We start from the raw sequence: 24,951 nt of genomic DNA, 5'->3' as shown, positions 1-24,951 counted from the left end.
GGAATCTTAATACAAAGGAGTTGGCATGTCCATGAAAGTTGTAATCACCGTAGTGGGTTTAGACCGCACAGGTATCATTGCTACAGTAAGTAATGTAATGGCAGAATATGGTATTAACATTGAAACAATCAATCAGGTAATTTTAGACGGACTATTTAATATGGTTATGATTGTTGATATGGAAAAATCTGCTATAGATTTAGAGGAATTGCAGAATGTATTAAAGGAAAAGGGCGATGTCCTCGGCGTCGAAATCAGAGCCCAGCATGCAGACATCTTCTATGCAATGCATCGTGTGGGATAAGGAGAATATAGAATGCTGACGATTCAAGATGTATTAGAAACGAACCAAATGATTCAGAAGAACAATCTGGATGTCCGGACGATAACGATGGGTATTAGCTTGCTGGATTGTTGTTCTGCCGACGGCAAGACGTTGTGTAAAAATATTTATGACAAAGTTACAAAATACGGAGAACATCTCGTAAAAACCGGAGAAGACATTTCGGCTGAGTACGGAGTTCCTATTATAAACAAACGCGTTGCGGTTACACCGATCGCTATGGTGGCAGGCTGCAGCGATCTTAAGGATTATGTTGCAGTCGCCCGGGCGTTGGATAAAGCTCGCGAAACGATAGGTATTGATTTTATCGGCGGATTTTCGGCATTGGTGGAACGCGGGTATACGGAGGGAGACCGCCGGCTTATTGCTTCGATTCCGGAAGCACTGGCCACGACCGAACTGGTCTGCAGCTCTGTCGGCATCGGTTCTACGAAGGCCGGCATCAATATGGATGCCGTTGCCGAAATGGGTCGTGTATTCAAAACGCTGGGAGAATTGACAAAAGAACAGGATGCATTGGGATGTGCCAAATTGGTCGTATTCTCCAATCCTGTTGAAGATAATCCGTTCATGGCAGGTGCTTTTCACGGCGTGACGCAGGGAGATGCCTGCGTGAGTGTGGGTGTCAGCGGACCGGGTGTTGTAAAACGTGCACTGGAAAACGTAAAAGGCGAACCATTTGATGTGGTCGCGGAAACAATCAAAAAAACGGCATTCAAGATTACCCGCGTAGGGCAGCTTGTAGCGATGGAAGCAGCTAAACGCCTTCAAGTACCTTTCGGCATTATTGACTTGTCTTTGGCCCCGACCCCGGCTGTGGGTGACAGCGTTGCTGCGATTTTGGAAGAAATGGGTCTGGAAAGTTGCGGTGCCTGCGGTACGACAGCCGCATTGGCGCTTTTGAATGATGCAGTGAAAAAAGGGGGCCTTATGGCTTCCTCCCGTGTCGGCGGTTTGTCCGGGGCCTTCATCCCCGTCAGTGAAGACAAAGGTATGTTGGAAGCGGTAGGAAGAGGCAGTCTTTCTTTGGAAAAATTGGAAGCGATGACATGTGTGTGTTCCGTCGGTCTTGATATGATCGCGATTCCCGGCGATACGTCAGCTGCGACTATATCAGCTATTATCGCTGATGAAGCAGCTATCGGCATGATTAACAATAAGACCACTGCTGTACGTGTCATCCCTGTTCCCGGTAAAGGAGTAGGCGATACCGTTGAATTTGGTGGTTTATTGGGATATTGCCCTATTATTAATGTGAATAAATATAAGTCTGATGCATTTATTGCCCGCGGCGGCCGTATTCCGGCACCGATGCGCAGTTTGACAAACTAATCAGTATGGCCGCAGGGCTAAACATTTTTAGAAAGTAGGCGTGTGTCGTGCTCGAATATTTTGTACCGTTTTTTATTGCATTGATCGTAACATATGCTTTGACGCCAAGTGTCAAAAGGCTTGCGATTAAAATCGGAGCTATCGATCGACCGAATGCGAGAAAGGTACACACCCGCATAATTCCTCGATTGGGCGGGCTGGCTATTTACATTGGTTTTATGGCCGCGGTGATTGCCCGCGTGAGTTTATCTTATGAAGTGATAGGCTTGCTTATCGGTTGTACGGCGATTGTATTGCTTGGTATTTGGGATGATGTGTGTCAGATTCCGGCTAAGGTAAAATTAGTCGGGCAGATAATCTGTGCTTTTATTCCCGTATTTTTCGGTATTCAGATTGAATGGCTTACGAATCCGTTTGGTGATTTGATTGTCCTGCCGGAAATCGTAGCTATTCCTGTTACCATTTTTTGGATTATAGGTTTTACGAATACGGTTAATCTTATTGATGGCTTAGATGGGTTAGCTGCCGGAGTTTCTGTGATTGCGTCGGTATCTATGTTTTTGATTGCTGTCAGCATGCATCAGCATTTACCAGCTATTATTATTGTAGCTATGGCGGGTGCTGCACTGGGATTTTTGCAGTATAATTTTAATCCGGCGAAAATTTTTATGGGTGACACGGGAAGTATGCTTTTAGGGTATACGATGGCGGTAGTCGCTATTCTTGGGTTAGTAAAAACGGCAGCTACCGTAGCATTGGTGGTTCCTATTATTGCGTTGGGACTTCCCATTCTGGATACTTTGTTTGCTATTGTTCGCCGTAAGATGAGTGGTGTTCCTATTTTTCAGCCGGATAAAGGGCATCTGCATCATCGCCTTTTGGCACTGGGGTTGTCACAAAAGCAGGCAGTCCTTACGATGTATTGTGTCAGTATTGTGCTTGGTTTTGTGGCTCTTTTTGTGGCCAATGTCAATTATAAGGTCGGTTTGTTGACCGTGGTTATTGTACTGGCGGTTATAATCTATTCAGCAAAGCGGATTGGTATATTGCATAAGACAACAAATTCTACCCGCAAAGGCTAAGGGTAGAATTTGCGACTTTAAGGAGGCTTTTCATATGCTCAAGGTGATGACTGTCTTTGGTACAAGACCGGAGGCAATCAAAATGGCACCCGTTGTGTTAGAACTCAAAAAACATGCTGGTCAAATTCAGACTATTGTGACAGTAACGGCACAACATCGTCAGATGCTTGATCAGGTATTGCGTTTGTTTGATATACAGCCGGATTATGATTTAGATATTATGTCGCGGGGGCAGACGCTCTATGATATTACGACGAAATCGCTGAATGGACTCCGGCAGGTTTTAGAAAAGGAAAAACCAGATATAGTTCTTGTTCATGGGGATACGACAACGACGTTTGCCGGAGCTTTAGCAGCGTATTATCAGCAAATCCCTGTAGGACATGTGGAAGCCGGCCTTCGTACAGGTGATATTTATTCACCGTTTCCGGAAGAGATGAATCGTAAACTTACCGGTGCTATTGCCGCCATGCACTTTGCACCGACTGCGACGGCTCGGCAAAATCTTTTGAAGGAGAATGTTGATACGCATTCTATTTATGTAACGGGTAATACGGTTATTGATGCATTGATGAATACGGTGCGTGATAATTATGAATTTGATGACCCGGCATTGCAGCATATTGACTTTACAAATCATCGTGTTATTTTGCTTACGACGCATCGCCGTGAAAATTTAGGCGAGCCGATGCGGCATATATATAAAGCGCTGCGCCGTATTATTGAAGAGTTCCCCGATACGGAAATTGTATTCCCCGTCCATCGAAATCCACTGGTACGTAAGGTCGTAGAAGAGGAACTGGATGGTGTCGAACGTATCCATCTGATTGATCCGTTGGAGTATGAGCCTTTTGCTAACGTAATGGGGCGTTCTGCCATTGTTTTGACAGATTCTGGCGGCATTCAGGAAGAAGCCCCTTCTTTGGGAAAACCGGTTCTGGTGTTGCGTAATACCACAGAGCGTCCTGAAGCGGTACATGCGGGAACCGTTAAACTGATTGGGACAGATAAACGAATCGTTTATGAGGAGACCAAGCGTCTTTTAGAGGACTTTGATGAATACAACCGTATGAGCAATGCTGTGAATCCGTATGGTGACGGTAAAGCGGCAAAACGAATAGTGGCATATATTCTTCATCGTATGGGAAGTGATATTGATATACCGGAAGCTTTTCAATAAGCAGGATTGATACGCTTTTCGTTATTAATTATAAACAAACTTTTTTAGTTTAGCTAAATTTGTTTGTTGATTTTACCTCTTTGACATGCTAGAATAATCTCAAGACGGTCAAATGGTTGTCACCTTTTCATATGCTTTGCAGGTATTGATGCGCTAACACCCTTCCACTTGCAGCCTTGCGATTACACTAGTTAGTTTATCCTTATAAGGGATTATATGCAATTTTCGCATGCTGTAAATAAATGGAAGGGATTTTTGTCGTCTGAAGGGAAAGCATCATATGATTCATAAAACAGGACCCTCTAAAGAAAAGAACGCGTTTTCTCTATTGGCTATTGTGACGGAGGCTGGAACGCTAGGGATTACACTGGTTATATGCCTGATTGCCGGCGTATTTCTTGGACGGTATATTGACAAGATAATGGATACATCGCCATGGGGGCTGATTTTTTGTTCCTTGTTGGGAGCCGTGACGGGTTTTTGGTCATTGTATAAAAAGGCATTGCGTTATATGAAAGAGGATAACCAAAATCGACATGGATCCCGTACGAAGCAAAAGGATACAGGTGGACCTGATTGAATTACTTTATTGACTATATAAAGGGAACTTTAAAAAAATTAATAGTATTTACCTGTATAATAACCGCACTACTGGCTTTGTGCGGGTATACGCACCTGATCTTGGGATGGCTTGTCGGCTGTTCTTTGAACATCGTATACTTTCTCATGCTCAGCAGTCGATCTTCACGGGCGATGAAAATGCCTCCTGTCCAAGCTGTGGCTTTTATCAAGGGGGGAGCTTTTCTTAGATTGATTACTATTATTCTTTCCTTTATAGTGGTATTACATTTTCCGATTATACATTTTGGGGCGGCAGTTGCCGGCGTATTGTCTTTTAAAGTTTATACGTATCTGGAAGTAACGGCAAAATTTATCTATGCCCGATTAGAAAGGAGGTGAAGGTATGGAGCTGCATACAGGACACCATTTAATTGCTCAGCTTTTTGGAATGAACGTTAATATGGATACTCTCTATATGACCTGGTTGACGGCGGCTATTGTAATTATTGTTACGATGGCGGCTACTCGCAGCAGGTCTCTAGTTCCCTCGGGAATACAGAATGTTGTGGAAATCATTGTCGAATCATTACTTGCCCAATTTAAGGAAACGTTGGGACCCAAATGGGGACAGGTGGTGTCAGTGCTTCTCACGATGTTTTTGTTTATCTTTGTAGGCAATGAACTTGGTCTGTTGCCCAGTCCGCATATTCTGACATCGCCGACCAATGACTTGAATACGACCTTGGGATTGGCGTTAGTTTCATCGTTTATGGTACATTTTGTTGCGCTGCGGAACCAAGGGGTAAAGAAACATTTCAAGCATTATTTTGAACCGTTTATCCCTTTTGTCGTGATAAACCTGATGGAAGAATTCACTAAGCCGCTGACGTTGGCTTTTCGACTATTTGGCAATATTTTGGCTGGTGAAATACTGATGGAAGTATTATATCTGCTGGTTCCTGTCGGAATACCGATTATATGGCTTGTTTTCAGCCTGGTCATCGGTTTGATCCAAGCCTTTATTTTCACGATACTGACGACATCGTATCTTGCAGATTCATTAAAGGAAAGTTGAGCTGTCGTATTCCGGTAAAAAATAACAAAAATTAGTAATCGTATAGGAGGTATTTTATTATGGAAAAAGCTATCGTTTTTGCAATTTCGGCATTAAGTGCCGGATTAGGGGTGGGACTTGCGGCATTAGGGGCCGCTATCGGGGATGGACATGCCGCGGCTAAGATGCTGGAAGGTCTGGCACGTCAACCGGAAATGGGCGGCAAGCTACTTGTCAATATGCTCATATCTATCGGCTTGATTGAATCTATTCCTATTATTGCAGCTGTTATTGCTATTGTTCTGGTATTTGCCAATCCGTTTGCCAGCATGCTTTAAGGTCGGATAAGCTATAGTATATATATGTAATGAGGGAGGAAATCGAATTGATAGATCTGAATGGTACATTATTATTCCAATTCCTCAACTTCTTTGTCCTTGTCGCTATTTTAGCGAAGTTTGCGTATAAGCCGATTTTGAAGACGCTGGAAGACCGCAGAAATAAAATTGCATCTGATTTGAATAATGCACAGGCAGCCCGGGATGCGGCCGAAAAAATGAAGGCCGACTATCAGGAACAAATCAAAAATGCACATGCGGAATCCCAGGCTATCATCGATAAGGCTGTCAAGCAGGCGGATAAAGAAGCCCAGGCGCAGCTGGCTTCTGTCCGGGCGCAGATTACGCGTGAAAAAGAAGTGGCCCAGGCGGAAATCATCAATGAACGGGAATCTGCTATCCGTGAAATGCGTAATGAGGTAGTGACGCTGTCCATGGCTGTGGCAGAAAAGCTACTGAAGAAGAATATGGATACGGATATGAATGCGAAATTAATCGCGGACTGTATTGAAAGAATAGATGCCCAAAAGGCAACAGGTAAATAAGTATGGTACCTGAAATTATATACAGCAAATACAGCCAGGCGATGTTTAATATTGCCAACGAACAACATAAAATTGAACAATATGGTAATGAATTGAAAACTGTTCGGGATACCTTGCAAATGAATCCGGATTTACGGAGTTTTTTGCTGCATCCTTTGGTACCGGATCGTTCCAAAAAAGATACGATCCGACAAATTTTTGCCGATGATGTGTCTCCCCTCGTGCTGCAATTTATGTACGTCATGATTGACAGGCGCCGGGAAGGTGCCTTGGCAGCCGCCATAGACGGGTTCATCGATTTGTCCCGTGCGGCGCAGAACATAGAAGTGGCAAGGATTCATGTAATCAAGCCATTATCAGCAAAAGAAGAAGCAGAACTCGTTGCCGGACTGGAAAAACTGACGGGTAAGAAAATCGAACCCTTGTATACTGCCGACCCGTCTATTATAGGCGGTATCGTTATCCGGATCGGTGACAGACTAATAGACGGAAGCCTGCTCAGACAGCTCCAGGACATGGAGCATGCCTTGCTGCAGGCGAACGTGACGAATGAGGTGACGGACGCGAAATGAATATGAAGCCAGAAGAAATCACGGCTATAATTAAAAAACAAATCGAAGACTACGACGTGGAGATGAATGTCGACGACGTAGGGACCGTCCTGGAAGTGGGGGACGGCATCGCCCACATATACGGGCTGGATAAGGCCATGTCCGGGGAACTCTTGGAACTGCCTCATGATGTATATGGGATGGCATTGAACTTGGAAGAAGATAATGTAGGCGCTGTGTTGCTGGGGAATGATTCGCTTATCAAGGAAGGCGATACCGTCCGCCGGACCGGGCGCGTGATGCGTGTGCCGGTGGGAGACAGCCTGGTTGGCCGGGTTGTCAGCCCGCTGGGGGTGGCAATCGACGGGAAAGGAAAAATAGAAACAGCGGAAACGCGGCTGATCGAATTTCCGGCGCCGGGCATTGCCGACCGCCAGCCGGTAAAGAAACCGCTGCAGACGGGCTTAAAGGCCATCGATTCGATGGTCCCCATCGGACGGGGCCAGCGCGAACTGATCATCGGGGACCGCGGAACCGGCAAGACGGCTATTGCGATTGATACGATTATAAATCAAAAGGACAGCGGCGTTATCTGCATTTATGTGGCGATCGGCCAGAAAGCCTCCACCGTGGCCCGGGTCGTACGCACCCTGGAAGCCCATGGGGCAATGGCATACACCATCGTTGTAACGGCTACGGCCTCTGACGGGGCGCCGCTGCAATATCTGGCGCCGTATGCGGGGGTGGCAATGGGAGAATATTTCATGTACCAGGGGAAGGACGTCCTCTGTATCTATGACGACCTTTCCAAGCATGCCCAGGCCTACCGGGCGATGAGCCTGCTGCTCCGCCGGCCGCCGGGACGGGAAGCATACCCGGGGGATGTCTTCTATTTACATTCCCGGTTATTGGAACGGGCGGCGAAGCTGTCCGATGACCTGGGGGGCGGTTCCATTACCGCGCTGCCGATCATTGAAACGCTGGCCGGGGACTTGTCGGCCTATATTCCGACCAATGTCATCTCCATTACGGACGGGCAGATATTCCTGGAAACCGAATTATTCAATTCCGGCGTACGGCCGGCGATCAATGTGGGACTGTCCGTATCCCGTGTGGGTGGATCCGCACAGATCAAGGCCATGAAGAATATTGCCGGCACCCTGCGCCTGGATCTGGCGCAGTACCGTGAATTGGCGGCGTTTGCCCAATTCGGGTCGGATTTGGATAAGAGCACGAAGGCCCAGATCGATCGCGGGGAACGGACCATGCAGATGCTGATCCAGCCGCAGTATGAACCGATGGCGGTGGAAGACCAGGTCATGGAAATATATCTGGCGGTCAAAGGGTTCTTGATGCCGGTGGAAGTCCAGGAGGTCACCTTGTTTGAAACGGAATTCATCAAATTCATGCATGCCAATTATCCGCAGGTCGGGCAGGATATCAAAGCCAAGAAGGAAATGACCGGTGAAACGGAAGCGGCTCTTGTTAAGGCTGTAGCAGAATTCACCCGGGAATACGGGGCATCCCATCAGCTGATCAAAGAGGAGGAATAGCGTATGCCGAGTGCACGTGAGATAAACCGACGGATTAAGTCCGTAACGAACACGCAGCAGATAACCAAGGCCATGAAGATGGTATCCTCCGTACGTCTGCGCCGTGCACAGGAACGCGCATTGGCGACCGCGCCGTTTACAGAAAAGATAGAAGGCATGCTGCGTCGCTTGTCGGCGGCCCTGCCGGAGGACGACAATCCTTTCTTTAAGAAAAGAGAGGTCCATCGTACGTGTTATATCGTTATAGGGGCGGATAAAGGGCTGGCCGGAGCCTACAGCTCCAACGTAAACAAAGCGCTGGTGTCGGTCCTTAAAGACAGGCGCCGTGACGGGATCTATCTGATGGTGACGGGACGAAAACCTGTAGAATATTTGAAGCATCTGCGCATTGCGCCGGAATTCAAATGGACGGGGTTTTCCGATAAGCCGCAATTCAGCCATGCACAAAAATTGGCGGCGCAAGTGACCAGGCAGTTCCTTGACGGAGAGTTTGACGAAGTATATCTTATTTATACCCGGTTTCAGTCCGCTTTATCGCAAGAGGTCCAACAGACCCGGCTGCTCCCGATTTCACAGGAAGCGGCGGCAGCGAAGCAGGGGCCGGCGGAAGAATATCTGTTTGCGCCGGATGCGCAGCAGGTATTGTCGACCTTATTGCCGCAGTACCTCAACATGGTGGTCTACAACGGGCTGCTTCAATCGGCAGCCAGTGAGCTGGGGGCCCGCATGACGGCAATGACGTCGGCAACGGATAATGCGGGAGAATTGATCGATAAACTGACGGTACATTATAATAAAGTACGGCAGGCCGGCATAACCAATGAATTGACGGAAATCGTAAGCGGCGCGAACGCGCTGCAGTAACGGTGACGACAAAATACTAGAGAGGAGAACCTCTTCATGAGCAATAAAGTAGGGAAAGTAATCCAGGTCATCGGCGCGGTTATCGATGTGCGCTTCTCTTCGGAAGAAGACCTGCCGAACATCTATAACGCCATCCATGTAACGGGCGGCGAAGGCGAACAGCAGATCGACCTGGTAGCAGAAGTAATGCAGCATTTGGGTGATGATGTGGTCCGGTGCGTAGCCATGAGTTCCACCGACGGATTGGTCCGCGGCACGAAAGCCGAAGATACGGGAGGCCCTATCGCCGTGCCGGTGGGCAAGGGCGTGTTGGGACGTATTTTCAATGTTCTCGGGAAAACGGTGGACAAGGATGACACTCCGGTGCAGGCGGACGCCTATTGGCCGATCCATCGCCCGGTGCCGAAGTTTGAAGAACAGTCGACGGAAACGGAGATCCTGGAAACAGGGATCAAGGTCGTCGACTTGATTGCCCCGTATGCGAAAGGCGGTAAGATCGGATTATTCGGAGGCGCAGGGGTAGGAAAGACCGTCCTGATCATGGAACTGATCCACAACGTGGCGACGGAACACGGCGGCTATTCTGTTTTTACCGGAGTCGGGGAACGGACGCGTGAAGGCAATGATTTGTGGAATGAAATGAAGGAATCGGGAGTCATCAGCAAGACGGCGCTGGTATACGGGCAGATGAATGAACCGCCGGGAGCGCGTATGCGTGTAGGCCTGACAGGCCTAACCATGGCAGAATACTTCCGGGATAAAGAACATCAGGATGTCCTGCTGTTCATTGATAATATTTTCCGATTTATCCAGGCCGGATCAGAAGTATCGGCCTTGCTGGGGCGGATTCCGTCGGCCGTTGGTTACCAGCCGACGTTAGGGACGGACGTAGGGGCCCTGCAGGAACGGATTACCTCGACGAAGAACGGCTCCATCACCTCCGTCCAGGCTGTATATGTCCCGGCGGATGATTTGACCGACCCGGCGCCGGCGGCGACCTTTGCCCATTTGGATGCCACGACGGTGTTGTCTCGTCAGATCGCGGAACTGGGTATCTATCCGGCGGTGGATCCGCTTGATTCCACATCGCGGATTCTGGATCCGCATATTCTGGGAGACGAGCATTACCATACGGCGCGGGCGGTGCAGGAAGTGTTGCAGAAATACAATGAACTGCAGGATATTATCGCAATACTCGGTATCGATGAATTGTCGGAAGAAGATAAACTGACGGTAGCCAGAGCCCGTAAGATACAGCGGTTCCTGAGCCAGCCGTTTGCCGTAGCCGAACAGTTTACGGGGCAGGCGGGACGGTATGTACCGCTGAAGGAAACGATAGCCGGCTTTAAGGAGATCCTGGCGGGCAAGTGTGACGATATGCCGGAACAGGCGTTTTATATGGTAGGGAATATCGAGGAAGCATACGAAAAAGCCAAGACGCTGAAAGGAGAATAAGGCGATGGCAGATACAAAGAAGACGATCCGACTGGAAATCATTACGCCGGACGCATCTGTGTTCCAAGGCGAAGTTGACTTTGTGCTGGTTCGCGCCTTGGACGGGGACTTGGGCATCATGCCCAGCCATGCACCGCTGCTAGCTTCTTTGCAAATCTGGCCGTTGATGTATGAAAAGGATCACGACCGGAATGGTATTTTTGTGGTAGGCGGTTTTCTGGAAGTAAAAAATGATACAGTGACCGTGATTACTCCGAATGCAGAATTATCGGGCAGTATTGATCGTAAACGGGCGGAAGAAGCAAAAAAACGTGCAGAAAAGCGTTTGAATGCTAAAACGCAGGATATTGATGTAGAAAGAGCCCAGTTAGCACTGCATAGAGCTATCGGCCGTATTACAACAGTTACGCAGTATGGGAAAAAAATTAAATAATTAATTTGGCAGGGCAGTTCAAATGAACTGCCTTGTTTTTCTATATTATAGTATTATAGAGTTGAACGGATTGACATAATAGTGTAAGATGTATTTGCATGTTTGTTTTTACTTGCATCGCATGTTTTATTGTTAGTCTTGAAGTAAAGGATGGGTTTCATGGAATTTCCAATTAAGCGGACTATTATTATTGACGATACGAAAAAGAAAAAAGGCAAAAAGGCGACGGCTAAAGATACCAAGAAGGGAAAAGCTACTATTATTAAAGGTACTGTTCATGTACCGGAAAAGGTAAAGCTTACTAAACTGGATCCCTTGCCGAAGAATGCTAAGAATCTGGTTATTGTGGAATCACCGGCTAAGGCCAAAACGATTGAACGATTTTTAGGCAGTTCCTATAAAGTATTGGCCAGCCGCGGTCATTTGCGTGATTTGCCTCGCAATCAATTCGGGGTCAATATTGAAGATAATTTCACACCGACATATACCAATATGTTTGATAAGAAAAAATTGATTGAAGAGCTTCAAAATGAGTTTGTCCGATCTAAAAAAGTGTACCTGGCAACTGACCCTGACCGTGAAGGAGAAGCCATTTCTTGGCATTTAGCACATTTGCTGGATATGGATACGCACGAAACGTGCCGCGTCATGTTTCACGAAATTACGAAAAAGGGCATTATGGAGGGAATGGAACATCCGCAGTGCATTGATTTGCAAAAAGTAGATGCACAGCAGGCACGCCGTGTTTTGGACAGAATCGTGGGCTATAAACTCAGCCCTCTGCTTTGGAAAAAGGTTTGCAAGGGATTGAGTGCTGGACGTGTACAATCTGTAGCGGTACGTCTTATTTGCGAACGTGAGGAAGAGATAAAGGCTTTTGTGCCACAAGAATATTGGACTGTCAATGGAAGCTATAAGACCGAAGATGGCATCGTACTGCAGACGGAATTGATTAAAATAGAGGGCAGGAAAGCAGAGATTGAAGACGGCCAGACGGCCAACCGTATTGCAGCAGAACTGCAGTGGGAAAAACAAGGGAGCACTATAACAACAGGCCATCAACCGGATATGGTTACTAAGGTGGAGCGGCGTAAGCGTAAACGGCAGCCGCAGCCTCCTTTTACTACTTCGACAATGCAGCAGGAATGTGTCGGTAAATTGAACTTTGGTGCAAAAAAAACAATGATGCTGGCTCAGCAGTTATATGAAGGTCTGGATATCGGAGAGCAGGGACATGTAGGACTGATTACCTATATGAGAACTGACTCGGTTCGTATTAGTGAAGATATGATTCAAGATGTGCGTACGTTTATTGCAGATACATACGGATCTGAATATGTTCCTGCCAAAGCACATGTCTATAAAACAAAACAGACCAGTCAGGATGCGCATGAAGCGATTCGGCCGACATCGTTGGAATTAACGCCGGAGATAGTAGCCAATTATGTGTCTCGTGATCAACTACGGTTATATACACTGATTTGGAATCGTTTTGTGGCAAGTCAGATGACGGCTGTTGAAACAGAACATTTAGCCGTAACCGTCGTGAGCGGTATTTATGAATTGAAAGCCTCTGGATATAAAGTTGTTTTCAAGGGGTTTACAGAGTTATATGAGGATGCAAAAAAAGATAAAAATGCGGCAGAGTTGCCGGATATTGCAGCCGATACGATTGTTCATAATGAAAGCACGGAGGCTTTGCAGCATTTTACACAGCCGCCGGCCCGGTATACGGAAGCCAGTCTTATCAAGACCTTGGAAGAAAAAGGGATTGGACGGCCTAGTACATATGCTCCTATTATGGATACGATCCAAAAACGGAATTATGTGGAAAAGAAAGAGAAACAGTTCATACCGACGGAACTGGGTGTAGTTATTGTCGATTTATTGAAAAAATATTTCGAACGTATTATCAACGTAAGTTTTACTGCGGAACTCGAAGAAGAATTAGATGGCATTGAACAGGGAAAGAATACATATACGCATGTATTGAGTGATTTCTACAAGGTATTTGAACCAGAAATGGAAAATGCAGAAAGCAAAATGGAAAAGGTGACGGTTGCCGGAAAGGAATCCGGTGAGATGTGTGAACTTTGTGGAGCTCCTATGGTTTATAAATTTGGTCGTTTCGGTAAGTTCTTAGCATGTTCTAACTTTCCTGAATGTCATAATACAAAAGCTATTGTAGAAGATCTTGGTATTACTTGTCCTAAATGCGGCAAGGGCAGCATGATTAAACGTAAATCAAAACGCGGCCGCGTGTTTTATGGTTGCAGTGAATATCCAAATTGTGATTTTGTGCTTTGGAATCAACCTGTAAATAAAAAGTGTCCGGTGTGTGGCAGTATTATGATTGTTAAACACTATAAGACCGGTCCTGATAAAATTTTCTGCAGTAATGCAGCATGTGAAAATTATAAAAAGGGTGAAACAGTCAATGAAGAATAAAGTCTTAGTTATCGGGGCCGGTCTTGCCGGATCGGAAGCTGCTTGGCAGCTTGTATGCCGTGGTGTTCCCGTGGAGTTGGTGGAAATGCGCCCTATCAAGGTATCACCAGCTCATCATACGGAACTTTTTGCTGAATTAGTGTGCAGCAATTCACTGCGGGCGGCTAATGTTGAAAACGCCGTAGGACTTTTAAAAGAGGAGATGCGGCGTCTCGGTTCCCTTATTATGGAGGCGGCTGATGCAACTCGTGTCCCGGCGGGAGGCGCACTGGCAGTGGATCGTGTTCCTTTCAGCCAGATGGTTACGGAGCGGCTGAAAAATCATCCGCTGGTTACCGTACGGCATGAGGAGATAACGAAAATTCCCGAGGATCAGGTGTGTATCATTGCGACAGGACCTCTTACTAGCGAGGGTTTGGCTGAAACGATCCGTACGATGACGGGTGCCGATTATTTTCATTTTCATGATGCGGCGGCGCCGATTGTTTCGGTCGATTCTTTGGATATGACGAAGGTATATCGGGCAGCCCGCTATGGAAAAGGCGGAGCCGATTATCTCAACTGCCCGTTTACGGAAGAAGAATATAAAGCATTTTGGCAGGCTTTGACTACTGCCGAATGTACGGAACTTAAAGAATTTGAAAAAAACGATGCCGTATTTGAAGGATGTATGCCGGTAGAAATCATGGCTGCCCGCGGTATCGATACGCTGCGTTTTGGACCTATGAAACCCGTAGGGCTCGAACTTCCCGGTACGGATACCATTCCCTATGCTGTGGTGCAGCTCCGTCAGGATAATGGCAGTGCTACCTTATACAACATGGTCGGGTTTCAGACACATCTGAAATGGGGAGAACAAAAAAGAGTGTTCTCCATGATACCGGGGCTGGAACATGCTGAATTCATCCGTTATGGCGTTATGCACCGCAATTCCTATATCAATTCACCGGAACTGTTGCATGCGACGCTGCAGTACCGCCATAATCCAAAACTTTTTTTTGCAGGACAGTTAACGGGAGTGGAAGGGTATTTGGAATCGGCGGCGATGGGATTGTTGGCAGGAATCAACGCCGTTCGTTTTTTGTCAGATAAAGAGAATATTGTTTTTTCGAAGCGTACAGCTATCGGCGGATTGAGTCAATATATTTCTACCGGCCCTAATGACCATTTTCAACCGATGAATATAAACTTTGGAATTATGGAACCTCTGGGTATAAAAAAACGCATGAAGAAAAAAGAAAAAAATGCACTTTTGGCCCAACGGGCACTGGAAGAAATAGATGCTGTAAAGGAGAAGATATAGATGGATACAGAATTTCATGCTACGACCATCGTGGCTGTACAGAAGAGCGGTAAGACCGCGATTGCCGGTGATGGCCAGGTTACTATGGGTAATTCGGTTATTATGAAGCAGACAGCACAGAAGGTGCGCCGCCTCTATCATGGCAAAATTGTCAGCGGATTTGCTGGTTCTGTTGCCGATGCGTTTACATTATTTGATCATTTTGAAGAAAAATTGAATGAACATAATGGGAATCTTGTACGCAGTGCGGTAGAACTGGCTAAAGATTGGCGTTCAGACAAGATACTGCATAAACTGGAAGCATTATTGCTTGTAGCAGATAACCAACGTATTCTGCTTATATCCGGTAATGGAGAGGTTATCGAACCAGATGACGGGATCTTGGCTATTGGTTCCGGCGGCAATTATGCATTGGCATCGGCGCGGGCACTCATGCAGAATACTGATTTATCAGCACGGGAAATTGCCGAAAAGTCATTGCATATTGCAGCTGATATCTGCGTATATACGAATCATCATGTTATTGTAGAAGAAATTTAAGAAAAGAGGAACAGTATATGTACGACATGGAATTAACACCAAAACAAATTGTTGCGGAACTTGATAAATATATTGTCGGCCAAGGGGAAGCAAAAAAGTCTGTAGCAATTGCATTGCGTAATCGCTGGCGCCGCAAGCATCTGAGCGAAGATATGCAGGAAGAAATTATTCCTAAAAATATTCTCCTTATCGGACCGACTGGTGTAGGTAAGACAGAGATTGCCAGACGGTTGGCACGCCTTGTAGGGGCTCCGTTTATTAAGGTGGAAGCAACAAAGTATACGGAAGTAGGTTATGTAGGACGTGATGTAGAACAGATTATTCGAGACTTGGTAGCTAATGCTATCCGTATGGTGGAAGAACAAGAAAGCCAAACATATAAGGTAAAGGCAGAGGAAGAAGCGAATAAACGGATTCTGCAGGTTTTTTGGCCGAAAAAAACAACAGAAGAAAAACTGCGCAATCCCATGGATATTATTTTTGGAAATGAGGAAGAAAAAAAGGGCGAAGAAAAGAAAAGTGAAGAAACACCAAAACAATTAGAAAGTGTGCAACCTGATCGCCGGCAGAAAATGTATGAAGAAATTTGTGCACATAAAATGGATGACCGGGAAATTGAAATAGAGGTCGCAGAACAAGATAAAGCAATCCAAGGCATTTTGACAGGAAATTCCACGGAAGAATTAACAAATAATTTTCAGGAAATGCTTGGCAGTATTATGCCTAAAAAGAAAAAGAAAAAGAGAATGACAGTCAGCAAAGCACGTGAAATTTTCAAGGAAGAAGAACTGGAAAAGTGTTTGGATATGGATGTCATTGTTGATAAGGCGATTGAAGCTACGGAGCAGGCAGGAATTGTTTTTATTGATGAATTTGATAAAATTGCCGAAAAAGGACGCAACAACGGACCCGATGTATCTCGAGAAGGGGTGCAGAGAGATATCCTGCCGATCGTGGAAGGCGCAACGGTCAATACCAAATATGGTCCGGTTAAGACCGATCATATCCTGTTCATAGCAGCCGGGGCATTCCATGTGTCGAAACCATCTGATTTAATCCCGGAATTACAGGGGCGGTTCCCTATTCGGGTTGAACTGCAGTCGCTTACGGTAGAAGATTTTCGGAAAATTCTTACGGAACCTGATCAATCGTTGGTAAAACAGTATATCGCATTGCTTTCGACAGAGGGAATCGAGTTGGAATTTACGGAGGATGGTATCGATACAATTGCCGAATTTGCTTATAAAGTTAACTTAGAAACAGAAAATATCGGAGCCCGCCGTCTTCATACGATTTTAGAAAAAATTTTAGAGGATGTAGCATATGAAGCTCCTGATGTCGATGATACACATATCGTTATCAATAGTGCGTTTGTTACAAACAAATTGAATGATGTAGTACAGAATGTTGATTTGAGTCATTACATTTTGTAAGGCATATATACGGTTCCAGAAACGGTTGAAGGAGAATTATGAGAAGTTATGCAAAATTGTATTTGACCCGTAAAGGGGAAAAAGCTGCCAAAGGCGGTCATCCGTGGGTTTATGGGGAAGAAGTTACCCATGTGGAAGGGGAGTACAAAACAGGAGATATTGTTGATGTTTTCAGTGAAAAGGGGCGTTATCTGGGAACTGGCTTTGCTAATGATATTTCTAAAATTCGTGTACGAATTCTGTCGACAAATGCCAATGATCGTTTTGATGAAGCATTTTGGCAGCGGCGCGTGCAGTATGCACTGGAGTATCGGCGTGCTGTCATGGGTACGGTTGATTTTTCTTGTTGCCGTCTTATTTTCGGTGATGCCGATCAAATGCCGGGACTGACAGTGGATCGGTATAATGATATATTAGTCGTACAGACTTTATGTTATGGCATGGATCAAATAAAATCCATTATATTCAAAGCCTTGCTGGAAGGCATGGCGGCAATGGGAGAAACCATACGGGGGATTTACGAACGGAACGATGTAAAGGTGCGGGAATTAGATGGGATGGAACAGTATAAAGGCTGGTATACGTCACCATCGGTGTCTGCATCAGGAATGCCGGTTACGACGATTGATGAAAACGGAATTTTGTATGAAGTAGATGTGGAAAATGGTCAAAAGACAGGATTTTTTCTTGACCAGAAATATAATCGCAAGGCTGTGGGAAAACTTGCAGCCGGTCGTCATGTACTGGATTGTTTTACCCATACGGGAGCCTTTGCTTTAAATGCAGCCCGAGGAGGTGCAGCCGTTGTCACGGCTGTTGATGTATCGGAGGACGCGGTTCGCATGACGGAAGAAAATGTTCGAAGAAATGGTATGGAAGCTGTTGTTACGGTACAGCAGGCAAATGTCTTTGATCTTTTGACACGACTGGTAGAAGAAAAGAATCATCTTTACGATTTTATTATTCTGGATCCGCCGGCGTTTACAAAATCGGGACATACCGTGCATAATGCGATGCGCGGTTATAAAGAAATCAATTTAAAAGCAATGCGCTTGCTGCCGAGAGGCGGGTATTTGGCCACGTGTTCTTGTTCTCATTTTATGAGAGAAGATTTATTTCGGCGGACGCTGCATGAAGCCGCTGCCGATGCCGGAGTATCGCTGCGGCAGATAGAGGCGCGGCAGCAATCTCCCGATCATCCCATTCTTTGGAATGTACCGGAAACAAATTATCTGAAATTTTATTTATTTCAAGTGGTTTAATACGAAAAGAACGTTACTGAAATATATGTAACGTTCTTTTCGTATTTTTACATTTTAAAAATTAATTTCATAAATTTTGTTAAATGTAATGATTTTAACAAATAAATATGCTATAATATGGAGCATTACAAGCTTCTTCGATAGATATGCATCACATTTAATTATACGGAGGTGGTTTTTATGGAAGAGAAGGGGCTGCAGAAAAAATACGGACTGGCTACAGCTGTTGCGATGGTTATCGGTATTGTTATAGGCAGCGGCGTATTTTTTAAGGCAGAAAAGATTTTGCAGGCGACGGGTGGAGATCTAGGAGAAGGGATTCTTTCCTGGATTATCGGTGGCATTATTATGGTCGTTTGCGCTTATGTATTTGCAACTTTGGCGACGCGTCATGAAAAAGTAAATGGTGTAGTCGACTATGCCGAAGATATGGTCGGTACGAAGTATGGGTATTTTATCGGTTGGTTTTTCGCAGTTATTTATTTTCCTACCTTGACTTCTGTATTGGCGTGGGTGTCGGCCCGATATTTTGGTGTTCTCATGGGCTGGGATATCGTTGGTGGAGAAACAATGACACTGGCGGCATTTTTCTTGATTGCCGTATTTTGCATGAACACGTTATCACCTAAGATTGCTGGTAAATTTCAAGTTTCGACGACAGTAATCAAACTTATTCCACTGTTTTTGATGGCTGTGCTGGGAACAATTGCGGGTCTCCACAGTGGTATTCTCGTGGAAAACTTTTCACAGGCCGCAGTGACGACGACTAGTTCGCAGCATCCTTTATTTACGGCTGTTGTGGCTACATCTTTTGCATATGAAGGATGGATTATTGCAACAAGCATCAATTCTGAATTGAAAGATGCTAAGAAAAATCTGCCTAAGGCACTGACCTTTGGCACCTTATTTATTGTATTGACATATGTATTGTATTATATAGGTCTTGCAGGAACTGTGGAAAATGCCGTTATGATGAAAAATGGGGAACAAGGGGCGAAAATCGCTTTCATGTCTGTTTTTTCCAATATTGGTGGCACTGTTTTGTTTGTTTTTGTCGTTATTTCCTGTCTGGGTACCTTGAATGGCCTTATGATGGGATGTGTCCGAGGCCTGTATGCATTGGCGGCGCGGAATATGGGACCTAACCCGGCGACGTTTAAGCAAGTCGATACACGTACTGATATGCCGGTAAATGCTTGTGTTATGGGATTAGGGCTGGCAGCTTTATGGCTTTTATATTTTTACGGGGCCAATTTAGTGAAAGTTCCCTGGTTTGGCTGGTTCAGCTTTGACAGCAGTGAACTTCCGATTGTCACTATTTATGCGATGTATATTCCTATCTTTGTTCAAATGATGCGCAAAGAAAAGGATTTAGGTAGTATACGCCGTTATGTTATGCCGTTTTTCGCTATTTGCTGTTGTCTATTTATGGTCGTTGCGGCTTTTTATGCTCACAGCAAATCCATGGCTGGATATTTAATTATCTTTGCAGTGATTATGATTTGCGGTGCAGTCTTTAACCGGGCCGGCAAACATTAGTATTCACATGATTTCGGTAAAGTATGGCTATATCGGCAGATTCTTCGGAATCTGCCTTTTTCGTGCATCAGAGATTATTTCGATATACGGCTATATTTATGATGCAGATAATAGGGATGTATGATGATAAGTATGTTGCCATTTTTCCTGTATTTGTTATAATAAAATGTACACGTATTCTAAACTATGTGTAAACAAAGGAGGATTTTACTACTATGAATTTTAGGAGCACACGTTCATCTGAAAAGGTTTCTCCGTCGTACGCATTATTACACGGCTTGGCACAGGATGGCGGGTTATATGTACCGTCAGTATTTCCCGAAGGAGTCTTGTCGTACACCGATTTGAAGAATAAGAAGTACCAAGAAATTGCTGAAGTCGTGTTATCTTATTTCTTTACTAATTTTACCGATGAAGAACGTAAGACGATGATAGGGAATGCTTATAATGATGTGAATTTTGCAGACAACCGCATCGTACCGCTCCATTCTATAGATACAGCATTAAGTATTACCGAATTGTTCCATGGCCGTACGCTGGCATTTAAAGATTTGGCATTATCTCTATTTCCTTATTTACTTACAGCAGCTAAAAAGCAAGAAAAAGAAGAACGAGAAATTTTAATACTTACGGCAACCAGCGGGGATACCGGAAAAGCAGCGCTGGAAGGATTCAAAGATGTTGAAGGTACAAATATCATGGTCTTTTATCCAAGCCTGGGCGTGAGTCCGATGCAAAAACAGCAAATGCAGAAACAGGAAGGAAACAATGTAAACGTAGCGGCTATTCATGGTAATTTTGATGACGCACAAAGTTTCCTGAAACGTGTGTTTACTAATGAAGAAGTCAATGCATATGCCAATGAAAAGGGAGTTCTTTTCTCTAGTGCGAATTCCATTAATATTGGACGTCTTCTACCGCAGATCGTTTATTATGTGTCAACCTATGTGTCGTTGGTTGATTCTGGCTGTATTGAAGAAGGTGAAGCATTTGATGTTGTTGTGCCGACGGGTAATTTTGGCAATATTCTGGCAGGATATTTTGCTAAAAAGATGGGAATACCTGTTGCACAGTTTATTTGTGCATCCAATGAAAATAAGGTACTGGCCGATTTCTTTGAAACCGGTGTATATGATATGAAACGCAAATTTTTTACAACGGCCAGTCCGTCTATGGATATTTTGCTTTCCAGTAATTTTGAACGCTTTCTTTTCTATGTTGCCGGTGAGGATAGTGCCAAGGTGGCGGCTTGGGAAAAAGATTTGCAAAAAACTGGCAAGATGGCTGTCAGTGCCGAAGAATTAAAGTCTTTACGTGAAGAATTTTCCGGCGGTTGGATCGATGATGATGAAACCCGAGCGGTAATCAACCATGTCTATAATGATTTTGGATATCTTCTTGATCCGCATACGGCAGTTGCTTACGGTGTTTACCTGAATCGCCGGAAACAAGGTCTGGCACAGCGGCATACGGTTATTATGGCGACAGCTCATCCATATAAATTTCCACCGGTCATTTGTGACGCATTGGCATTGGGACAGAAGGATAATCCTTTTGATATGTTGGAAACCATTGCGTCATGTACCGGCATATATCTGCCCAAGGCACTGGCTGAATTGGAAATGAAGCCTGTTCGTTTTGCCGATACGATTGAAAAGGAAGAAATGAGACAAGCTGTTTTGTCTTTTGTAGATGCGATACATGCCGAACACATGTAGAGCAGGTATAAAAATAAAGAGGGGATTATATGAATAAAGGGGTCATCATGGCGCTTATATCGGCGTTGGCCTTCAGTATTTTAAACGTTTTCGTCAAAGAATTGAGTTTTACGTTGCCTATTGGAGAAATAGCTTTTTTTCGTGGATTGATCAGCTCTGTTATCATTGTGGGATTAATGCGTTATCAGCATGTGCATTTATCACACCGGGATGTGCCGACGCTTATTATGCGCGGTGTTTTAGGTGGCATGGGCATGATTTGCTTGTTTTATGCTTTGTCGGGAATGCCGCTGGGGGATGTATCTATTTTGTCGCAGCTGTCTGCTTTCTTCGTCGTTATTTTTGCGGCTGTTTTTCTGCATGATATTTTACCTAAAAAAGCGATGATCCCGATGGCTATGATTGTTATGGGTGCCAGCCTGATCCTGCATCCTTGGAATTACAGCACGTTTAATTCCTATGCACTTTTTGCATTGGCGCAGGCCGTATTGTCGGCAGCGGTGTATACGACAATCAGCAAATTGACGAATGGCGGCGGTCATCATCAATATGAAGTTGTTTTTTATTTTTTGATTTGTGCCACTATTTCCGGAGCTATCCTGATGGGAAATGATTATATAGGACCCCAGGGCATCGAATGGCTGTATATTTTAGCAATGGGAGTTATATCTGTATTGGCTCAAATTTGGATGACCAATGCCTATGCCTGGACAGATCCGATTGTGGTAAGCTTTATTCAGTATACAGGTGTATTTTTTAACGCTGTATGGGGATTTTTTGTTTTTGGTGAAATCATGACGATTTTATCTGTAGCCGGTGGTGTGTGTATTATTAGCGGATCCATGTATTTATCTAAGATTAAACGCGATCGAGTGATGGATATGCGGGAAACTAAAATACGATAGCATATATGACTCATGAAAGAGAGATATGTCATGTCAATTCATAAAAGGAAGCTTAACGAAAACCATATCAAAGCAATTTTCTTTATAGGGTTATTGCTGGTGCTTGCTGGTATATATGCAGCGATTCCCGATTTTTACAGTACCGTATGGGAATTGTCTGTCAGCGGCAATATGCATGGTACTATAGCGTATCTTCGGTCTTTTGGCATATGGGCGATGCTGGTCAGCATGATTATTGATATTGTGATTAACATTGTAGGATTCTTGCCTTCTATTTTTATTTCGACAGCAAATGGCGTGTTGTTTGGTATCTATGTCGGTACACTGGTGTCTTGGCTGGGAGAAACGATTGGTGTTATTATCAGTTTTTTCTTTATGCGGACACTGTTTCGTAAAAGTGCGGAAACACTTATCAAGAAAAGTAAAATGCTCAGTAAGCTTGATCGTTACAGTACCTTAAAGGCGATGATCGCTGCCCGGGCGGTACCGTATGCTCCTAACGGCCTAGTAACGGCATTAGGGGCGCTGAGCAGTATTAGCTATCGGGATTATGTTATCGGCTGCTTGATTGGAAAACTGCCCTCTGTGGCGATAGAAGTTATTTTGGGGCATGATGTTGTTAACTATGAAGAACATGCTATGCGGCTTACGATAGTGACGATTGCTGTAGTAATTGTGTACGGCGGGCTATGGTATTGGAATCGCCGCCGCAAAACAACGGCTTTGGCAAAGGCTGTAGAGTCTAAAATTGATCAAGATCGTAAAAGTCATGATGTATAAAAAAATCCCCTTTTCTTGACTGGCAGGAAAAGGGGAATCGTGTATAAAGAAGACGATTATTCTTCGTCTTCCCGTTTTAAATTATCAGGAGTAGTGCAGAAGGTAAATCCGGGATTTCGTTCAATGATCCAGTTTGTCTGCCATTCATTGGAAATAAGGAGAACCAGACGCTGCTTATTATCTTTAACAATCATAGCACTGTCAATGTTTTTCATTTCTTTGTAATCGTGGCCGTTATCTTGAATCCAGCGGGCAACAGAGAAAGGAAGACGATTCATTTCCAACTCTACACCATATTCATGTTTGAGCCGGTATTCCAATACGTCAAACTGCAGCTCACCAACGGCACCGACAATGTAACTTTCCATAGAACCTAAATTTTCAAAAATTTGCACAGCACCTTCTTGGGCCAGTTGCGTCATCCCCTTCAAAAATTGTTTGCGCTTCATTGTATCTTTCGCACGAATGCGGGCAAATAATTCCGGTGGGAATACGGGAAAGTCAGCAAAAGTAACTTTCTTTTTTCCCGTATACAACGTATCCCCGACGCCCATGGTACCATTGTCGAAGACTCCGATAATATCACCGGGGTAGGCATCATCTATAATAGTGCGTTCTGTGGCTAAAAATTGCTGAGGCTGCATAAGACGTATGGTCTTCCCGCTTTGACGATGATTAACGGTCATACCTTTTTCAAATTTTCCTGAACAAATGCGCATGAATACGATACGGTCATGATGCTGGGGATTCATGTTGGCCTGGATTTTAAAAACAAATGATGTAAATTCTTCGGAGGCAGGATCGATTATATCTTCTAACGTTTTACGCGGCTGCGGCTGGGGGGCCATTTTTAGAAACTTTTCCAAAAATGGCTTGACGCCAAAGTTGGTCATGGCGGAACCGAAGAACATAGGGGTAAGCTGACCGTTTTTTACTTTTTCGAAATCAAACGTATCGCCGGCTTCGTCGAGAAGAGATATATCATCGATCAGCGATTGGTGTACGTCTTCTTCCAGGAGTTCACGGAAAACAGGGTCGTCAGCAGATCCCTTTGTGGAGGCCAATTTGTGCTGGCCGTGGGAGGTATCTTTTTCAAATAATTCGATAGTGGCTGTTTCGCGGTCGTAAATTCCTTGATAACTGCCATTGAGGCCGATGGGCCAATTCATAGGATAGGCGTGAATGCCAAGAAGACTTTCTATCTCATCCATAAGGTCAAACGGATTGCGGCCAAAGTGGTCGATTTTATTGACAAAAGTAAAAATGGGGATGCCCCGTTCTTTACAAACACGAAACAGTTTTTTTGTTTGTGCTTCTACGCCTTTAGCTACGTCAATAAGCATGACGGCGCTATCGGCGGCCATCAGTGTGCGGTAGGTATCTTCACTGAAGTCCTGATGACCCGGGGTATCTAAAATATTGATGTGGTGACCTGCATAATCAAATTGCAAGACTGAGCTGGTAACCGAGATACCACGTTGTTTTTCAATTTCCATCCAGTCCGATACGGCGTGTTTTGTTGTTTTTCTTGCTTTGACGGAACCGGCCAGATGAATGGCACCGCCGTAGAGCAGCAGTTTTTCAGTTAAAGTCGTTTTGCCGGCATCTGGGTGAGAGATGATAGCAAAGGTACGACGTTTGTTAATTTCTTCTATTAAGGACATAATACACCTCACTCAGTTTATCAAACATTATTAATTATAAAAGTTTTTTCTATTATATGCAATTCATT

General features: G+C 44.7%; 24 protein-coding genes. 23 read left to right on the top strand and 1 reads right to left on the bottom strand.

The features are described from left to right. The first annotated feature begins 31 nt into the window (after positions 1–31). The 23 genes from NXG62_RS04330 to NXG62_RS04220 all read left to right on the top strand — a co-directional run bounded on the left by NXG62_RS04330 (position 32) and on the right by NXG62_RS04220 (position 23,219). Positions 32–304: an ACT domain-containing protein gene (locus NXG62_RS04330; protein WP_427113749.1), complete on the top strand. Its 273-nt coding sequence runs from the start codon at positions 32–34 to the stop codon at positions 302–304. Positions 305–316: 12 nt separating this feature from the next. Beyond that, positions 317–1,675, top strand: coding sequence for a PFL family protein (locus tag NXG62_RS04325; protein WP_427113748.1), 1,359 nt, complete (start codon positions 317–319; stop codon positions 1,673–1,675). Between the two features lie 47 nt (positions 1,676–1,722). Further along, complete coding sequence (locus NXG62_RS04320) at positions 1,723–2,757, top strand: glycosyltransferase family 4 protein (protein ID WP_427113747.1); 1,035 nt, start codon at positions 1,723–1,725, stop codon at positions 2,755–2,757. Between the two features lie 34 nt (positions 2,758–2,791). Then, entirely contained in the window at positions 2,792–3,937 is a 1,146-nt protein-coding gene (wecB, locus tag NXG62_RS04315) for a non-hydrolyzing UDP-N-acetylglucosamine 2-epimerase (RefSeq protein WP_427113746.1), read from the top strand. A 280-nt stretch (positions 3,938–4,217) separates the two neighbouring features. Next, on the top strand, positions 4,218–4,517 hold the full coding sequence (locus tag NXG62_RS04310) for an AtpZ/AtpI family protein (protein WP_427113745.1): 300 nt from the start codon (positions 4,218–4,220) through the stop codon (positions 4,515–4,517). Next, entirely contained in the window at positions 4,514–4,897 is a 384-nt protein-coding gene (locus tag NXG62_RS04305) for an ATP synthase subunit I (protein ID WP_427113744.1), read from the top strand. Before NXG62_RS04310 ends, NXG62_RS04305 begins: the two co-directional genes overlap by 4 nt. A 4-nt stretch (positions 4,898–4,901) precedes the next feature. Continuing rightward, positions 4,902–5,573 carry a F0F1 ATP synthase subunit A gene (gene atpB / locus NXG62_RS04300; protein WP_427113743.1) on the top strand — a complete coding sequence of 224 codons (672 nt, stop codon included), beginning with the start codon at positions 4,902–4,904 and terminating at the stop codon, positions 5,571–5,573. A 59-nt stretch (positions 5,574–5,632) separates the two neighbouring features. After that, a complete protein-coding gene (gene atpE, locus NXG62_RS04295; RefSeq protein ID WP_427113742.1) occupies positions 5,633–5,890 on the top strand; it encodes a F0F1 ATP synthase subunit C in 258 nt (85 codons plus the stop codon). A gap of 47 nt (positions 5,891–5,937) precedes the next feature. After that, positions 5,938–6,435, top strand: coding sequence for a F0F1 ATP synthase subunit B (gene atpF / locus NXG62_RS04290; RefSeq protein WP_427113741.1), 498 nt, complete (start codon positions 5,938–5,940; stop codon positions 6,433–6,435). Between the two features lie 2 nt (positions 6,436–6,437). After that, positions 6,438–7,007, top strand: coding sequence for an ATP synthase F1 subunit delta (gene atpH / locus NXG62_RS04285; RefSeq protein WP_427113740.1), 570 nt, complete (start codon positions 6,438–6,440; stop codon positions 7,005–7,007). Further along, complete coding sequence (gene atpA / locus NXG62_RS04280; RefSeq protein ID WP_427113739.1) at positions 7,004–8,539, top strand: F0F1 ATP synthase subunit alpha; 1,536 nt, start codon at positions 7,004–7,006, stop codon at positions 8,537–8,539. Before atpH ends, atpA begins: the two co-directional genes overlap by 4 nt. Before the next feature lie 3 nt (positions 8,540–8,542). Next, positions 8,543–9,403 (top strand): ATP synthase F1 subunit gamma, encoded by an 861-nt coding sequence (atpG, locus tag NXG62_RS04275; RefSeq protein ID WP_427113738.1) that lies wholly within the window; start codon positions 8,543–8,545, stop codon positions 9,401–9,403. 36 nt (positions 9,404–9,439) lie between these two features. Then, entirely contained in the window at positions 9,440–10,858 is a 1,419-nt protein-coding gene (atpD, locus tag NXG62_RS04270) for a F0F1 ATP synthase subunit beta (protein ID WP_427113737.1), read from the top strand. Positions 10,859–10,862: 4 nt separating this feature from the next. Then, positions 10,863–11,291, top strand: coding sequence for a F0F1 ATP synthase subunit epsilon (locus tag NXG62_RS04265; RefSeq protein ID WP_427113736.1), 429 nt, complete (start codon positions 10,863–10,865; stop codon positions 11,289–11,291). 159 nt (positions 11,292–11,450) lie between these two features. Continuing rightward, a complete protein-coding gene (topA, locus tag NXG62_RS04260; protein ID WP_427113735.1) occupies positions 11,451–13,739 on the top strand; it encodes a type I DNA topoisomerase in 2,289 nt (762 codons plus the stop codon). Then, positions 13,729–15,042, top strand: coding sequence for a methylenetetrahydrofolate--tRNA-(uracil(54)-C(5))-methyltransferase (FADH(2)-oxidizing) TrmFO (trmFO, locus tag NXG62_RS04255; RefSeq protein WP_427113734.1), 1,314 nt, complete (start codon positions 13,729–13,731; stop codon positions 15,040–15,042). The genes topA and trmFO overlap by 11 nt, the downstream gene beginning before the upstream one ends. Continuing rightward, the gene (gene hslV / locus NXG62_RS04250) at positions 15,043–15,582 is read left to right on the top strand and encodes an ATP-dependent protease subunit HslV (protein ID WP_427113733.1); all 540 of its coding nucleotides are present in this window, start codon (positions 15,043–15,045) and stop codon (positions 15,580–15,582) included. It abuts the gene before it with no gap. A 17-nt stretch (positions 15,583–15,599) separates the two neighbouring features. Then, entirely contained in the window at positions 15,600–17,015 is a 1,416-nt protein-coding gene (gene hslU, locus NXG62_RS04245) for an ATP-dependent protease ATPase subunit HslU (protein WP_427113732.1), read from the top strand. 38 nt (positions 17,016–17,053) lie between these two features. Continuing rightward, positions 17,054–18,277 carry a class I SAM-dependent rRNA methyltransferase gene (locus NXG62_RS04240; protein ID WP_427113731.1) on the top strand — a complete coding sequence of 408 codons (1,224 nt, stop codon included), beginning with the start codon at positions 17,054–17,056 and terminating at the stop codon, positions 18,275–18,277. Positions 18,278–18,457: 180 nt separating this feature from the next. Then, positions 18,458–19,816, top strand: coding sequence for an APC family permease (locus NXG62_RS04235; RefSeq protein WP_427113730.1), 1,359 nt, complete (start codon positions 18,458–18,460; stop codon positions 19,814–19,816). A gap of 215 nt (positions 19,817–20,031) precedes the next feature. After that, a complete protein-coding gene (gene thrC / locus NXG62_RS04230) occupies positions 20,032–21,534 on the top strand; it encodes a threonine synthase (protein WP_427113729.1) in 1,503 nt (500 codons plus the stop codon). 29 nt (positions 21,535–21,563) lie between these two features. Next, complete coding sequence (locus tag NXG62_RS04225; protein ID WP_427113728.1) at positions 21,564–22,439, top strand: DMT family transporter; 876 nt, start codon at positions 21,564–21,566, stop codon at positions 22,437–22,439. A 30-nt stretch (positions 22,440–22,469) separates the two neighbouring features. Next, the gene (locus tag NXG62_RS04220; protein ID WP_427113727.1) at positions 22,470–23,219 is read left to right on the top strand and encodes a TVP38/TMEM64 family protein; all 750 of its coding nucleotides are present in this window, start codon (positions 22,470–22,472) and stop codon (positions 23,217–23,219) included. Positions 23,220–23,275: 56 nt separating this feature from the next. Here NXG62_RS04220 and NXG62_RS04215 read toward each other — a convergent pair whose 3' ends face one another. Next, on the bottom strand, positions 23,276–24,883 hold the full coding sequence (locus NXG62_RS04215; RefSeq protein ID WP_427113726.1) for a peptide chain release factor 3: 1,608 nt from the start codon (positions 24,881–24,883) through the stop codon (positions 23,276–23,278). Between the last annotated feature and the right edge of the window lie 68 nt (positions 24,884–24,951).

Origin of the sequence: Megasphaera sueciensis (assembly GCF_050219315.1) — a bacterium.
Taxonomy (GTDB): Bacteria; Bacillota; Negativicutes; order Veillonellales; family Megasphaeraceae; genus Megasphaera_A; species Megasphaera_A sueciensis.
Note: the sequence above shows the minus strand (reverse complement) of the source record. Positions and strands in the feature narration are given on the sequence as shown.

Bases quoted from the DNA above. Each gene is read 5' to 3' on its own strand.
- atpB (WP_427113743.1), top strand. From the start codon at position 4,902: ATGGAGCTGCATACAGGACACCATTTAATTGCTCAGCTTTTTGGAATG.
- hslU (WP_427113732.1), top strand. From the start codon at position 15,600: ATGTACGACATGGAATTAACACCAAAACAAATTGTTGCGGAACTTGAT.
- atpH (WP_427113740.1), top strand. From the start codon at position 6,438: ATGGTACCTGAAATTATATACAGCAAATACAGCCAGGCGATGTTTAAT.
- topA (WP_427113735.1), top strand. From the start codon at position 11,451: ATGGAATTTCCAATTAAGCGGACTATTATTATTGACGATACGAAAAAG.
- atpD (WP_427113737.1), top strand. From the start codon at position 9,440: ATGAGCAATAAAGTAGGGAAAGTAATCCAGGTCATCGGCGCGGTTATC.
- thrC (WP_427113729.1), top strand. From the start codon at position 20,032: ATGAATTTTAGGAGCACACGTTCATCTGAAAAGGTTTCTCCGTCGTAC.
- wecB (WP_427113746.1), top strand. From the start codon at position 2,792: ATGCTCAAGGTGATGACTGTCTTTGGTACAAGACCGGAGGCAATCAAA.
- trmFO (WP_427113734.1), top strand. From the start codon at position 13,729: ATGAAGAATAAAGTCTTAGTTATCGGGGCCGGTCTTGCCGGATCGGAA.
- NXG62_RS04215 (WP_427113726.1), bottom strand. From the start codon at position 24,883: ATGTCCTTAATAGAAGAAATTAACAAACGTCGTACCTTTGCTATCATC.
- NXG62_RS04330 (WP_427113749.1), top strand. From the start codon at position 32: ATGAAAGTTGTAATCACCGTAGTGGGTTTAGACCGCACAGGTATCATT.
- atpE (WP_427113742.1), top strand. From the start codon at position 5,633: ATGGAAAAAGCTATCGTTTTTGCAATTTCGGCATTAAGTGCCGGATTA.
- NXG62_RS04310 (WP_427113745.1), top strand. From the start codon at position 4,218: ATGATTCATAAAACAGGACCCTCTAAAGAAAAGAACGCGTTTTCTCTA.
- NXG62_RS04220 (WP_427113727.1), top strand. From the start codon at position 22,470: ATGTCAATTCATAAAAGGAAGCTTAACGAAAACCATATCAAAGCAATT.
- hslV (WP_427113733.1), top strand. From the start codon at position 15,043: ATGGATACAGAATTTCATGCTACGACCATCGTGGCTGTACAGAAGAGC.
- atpG (WP_427113738.1), top strand. From the start codon at position 8,543: ATGCCGAGTGCACGTGAGATAAACCGACGGATTAAGTCCGTAACGAAC.
- NXG62_RS04265 (WP_427113736.1), top strand. From the start codon at position 10,863: ATGGCAGATACAAAGAAGACGATCCGACTGGAAATCATTACGCCGGAC.
- NXG62_RS04235 (WP_427113730.1), top strand. From the start codon at position 18,458: ATGGAAGAGAAGGGGCTGCAGAAAAAATACGGACTGGCTACAGCTGTT.
- atpA (WP_427113739.1), top strand. From the start codon at position 7,004: ATGAATATGAAGCCAGAAGAAATCACGGCTATAATTAAAAAACAAATC.
- NXG62_RS04225 (WP_427113728.1), top strand. From the start codon at position 21,564: ATGAATAAAGGGGTCATCATGGCGCTTATATCGGCGTTGGCCTTCAGT.
- NXG62_RS04325 (WP_427113748.1), top strand. From the start codon at position 317: ATGCTGACGATTCAAGATGTATTAGAAACGAACCAAATGATTCAGAAG.
- NXG62_RS04240 (WP_427113731.1), top strand. From the start codon at position 17,054: ATGAGAAGTTATGCAAAATTGTATTTGACCCGTAAAGGGGAAAAAGCT.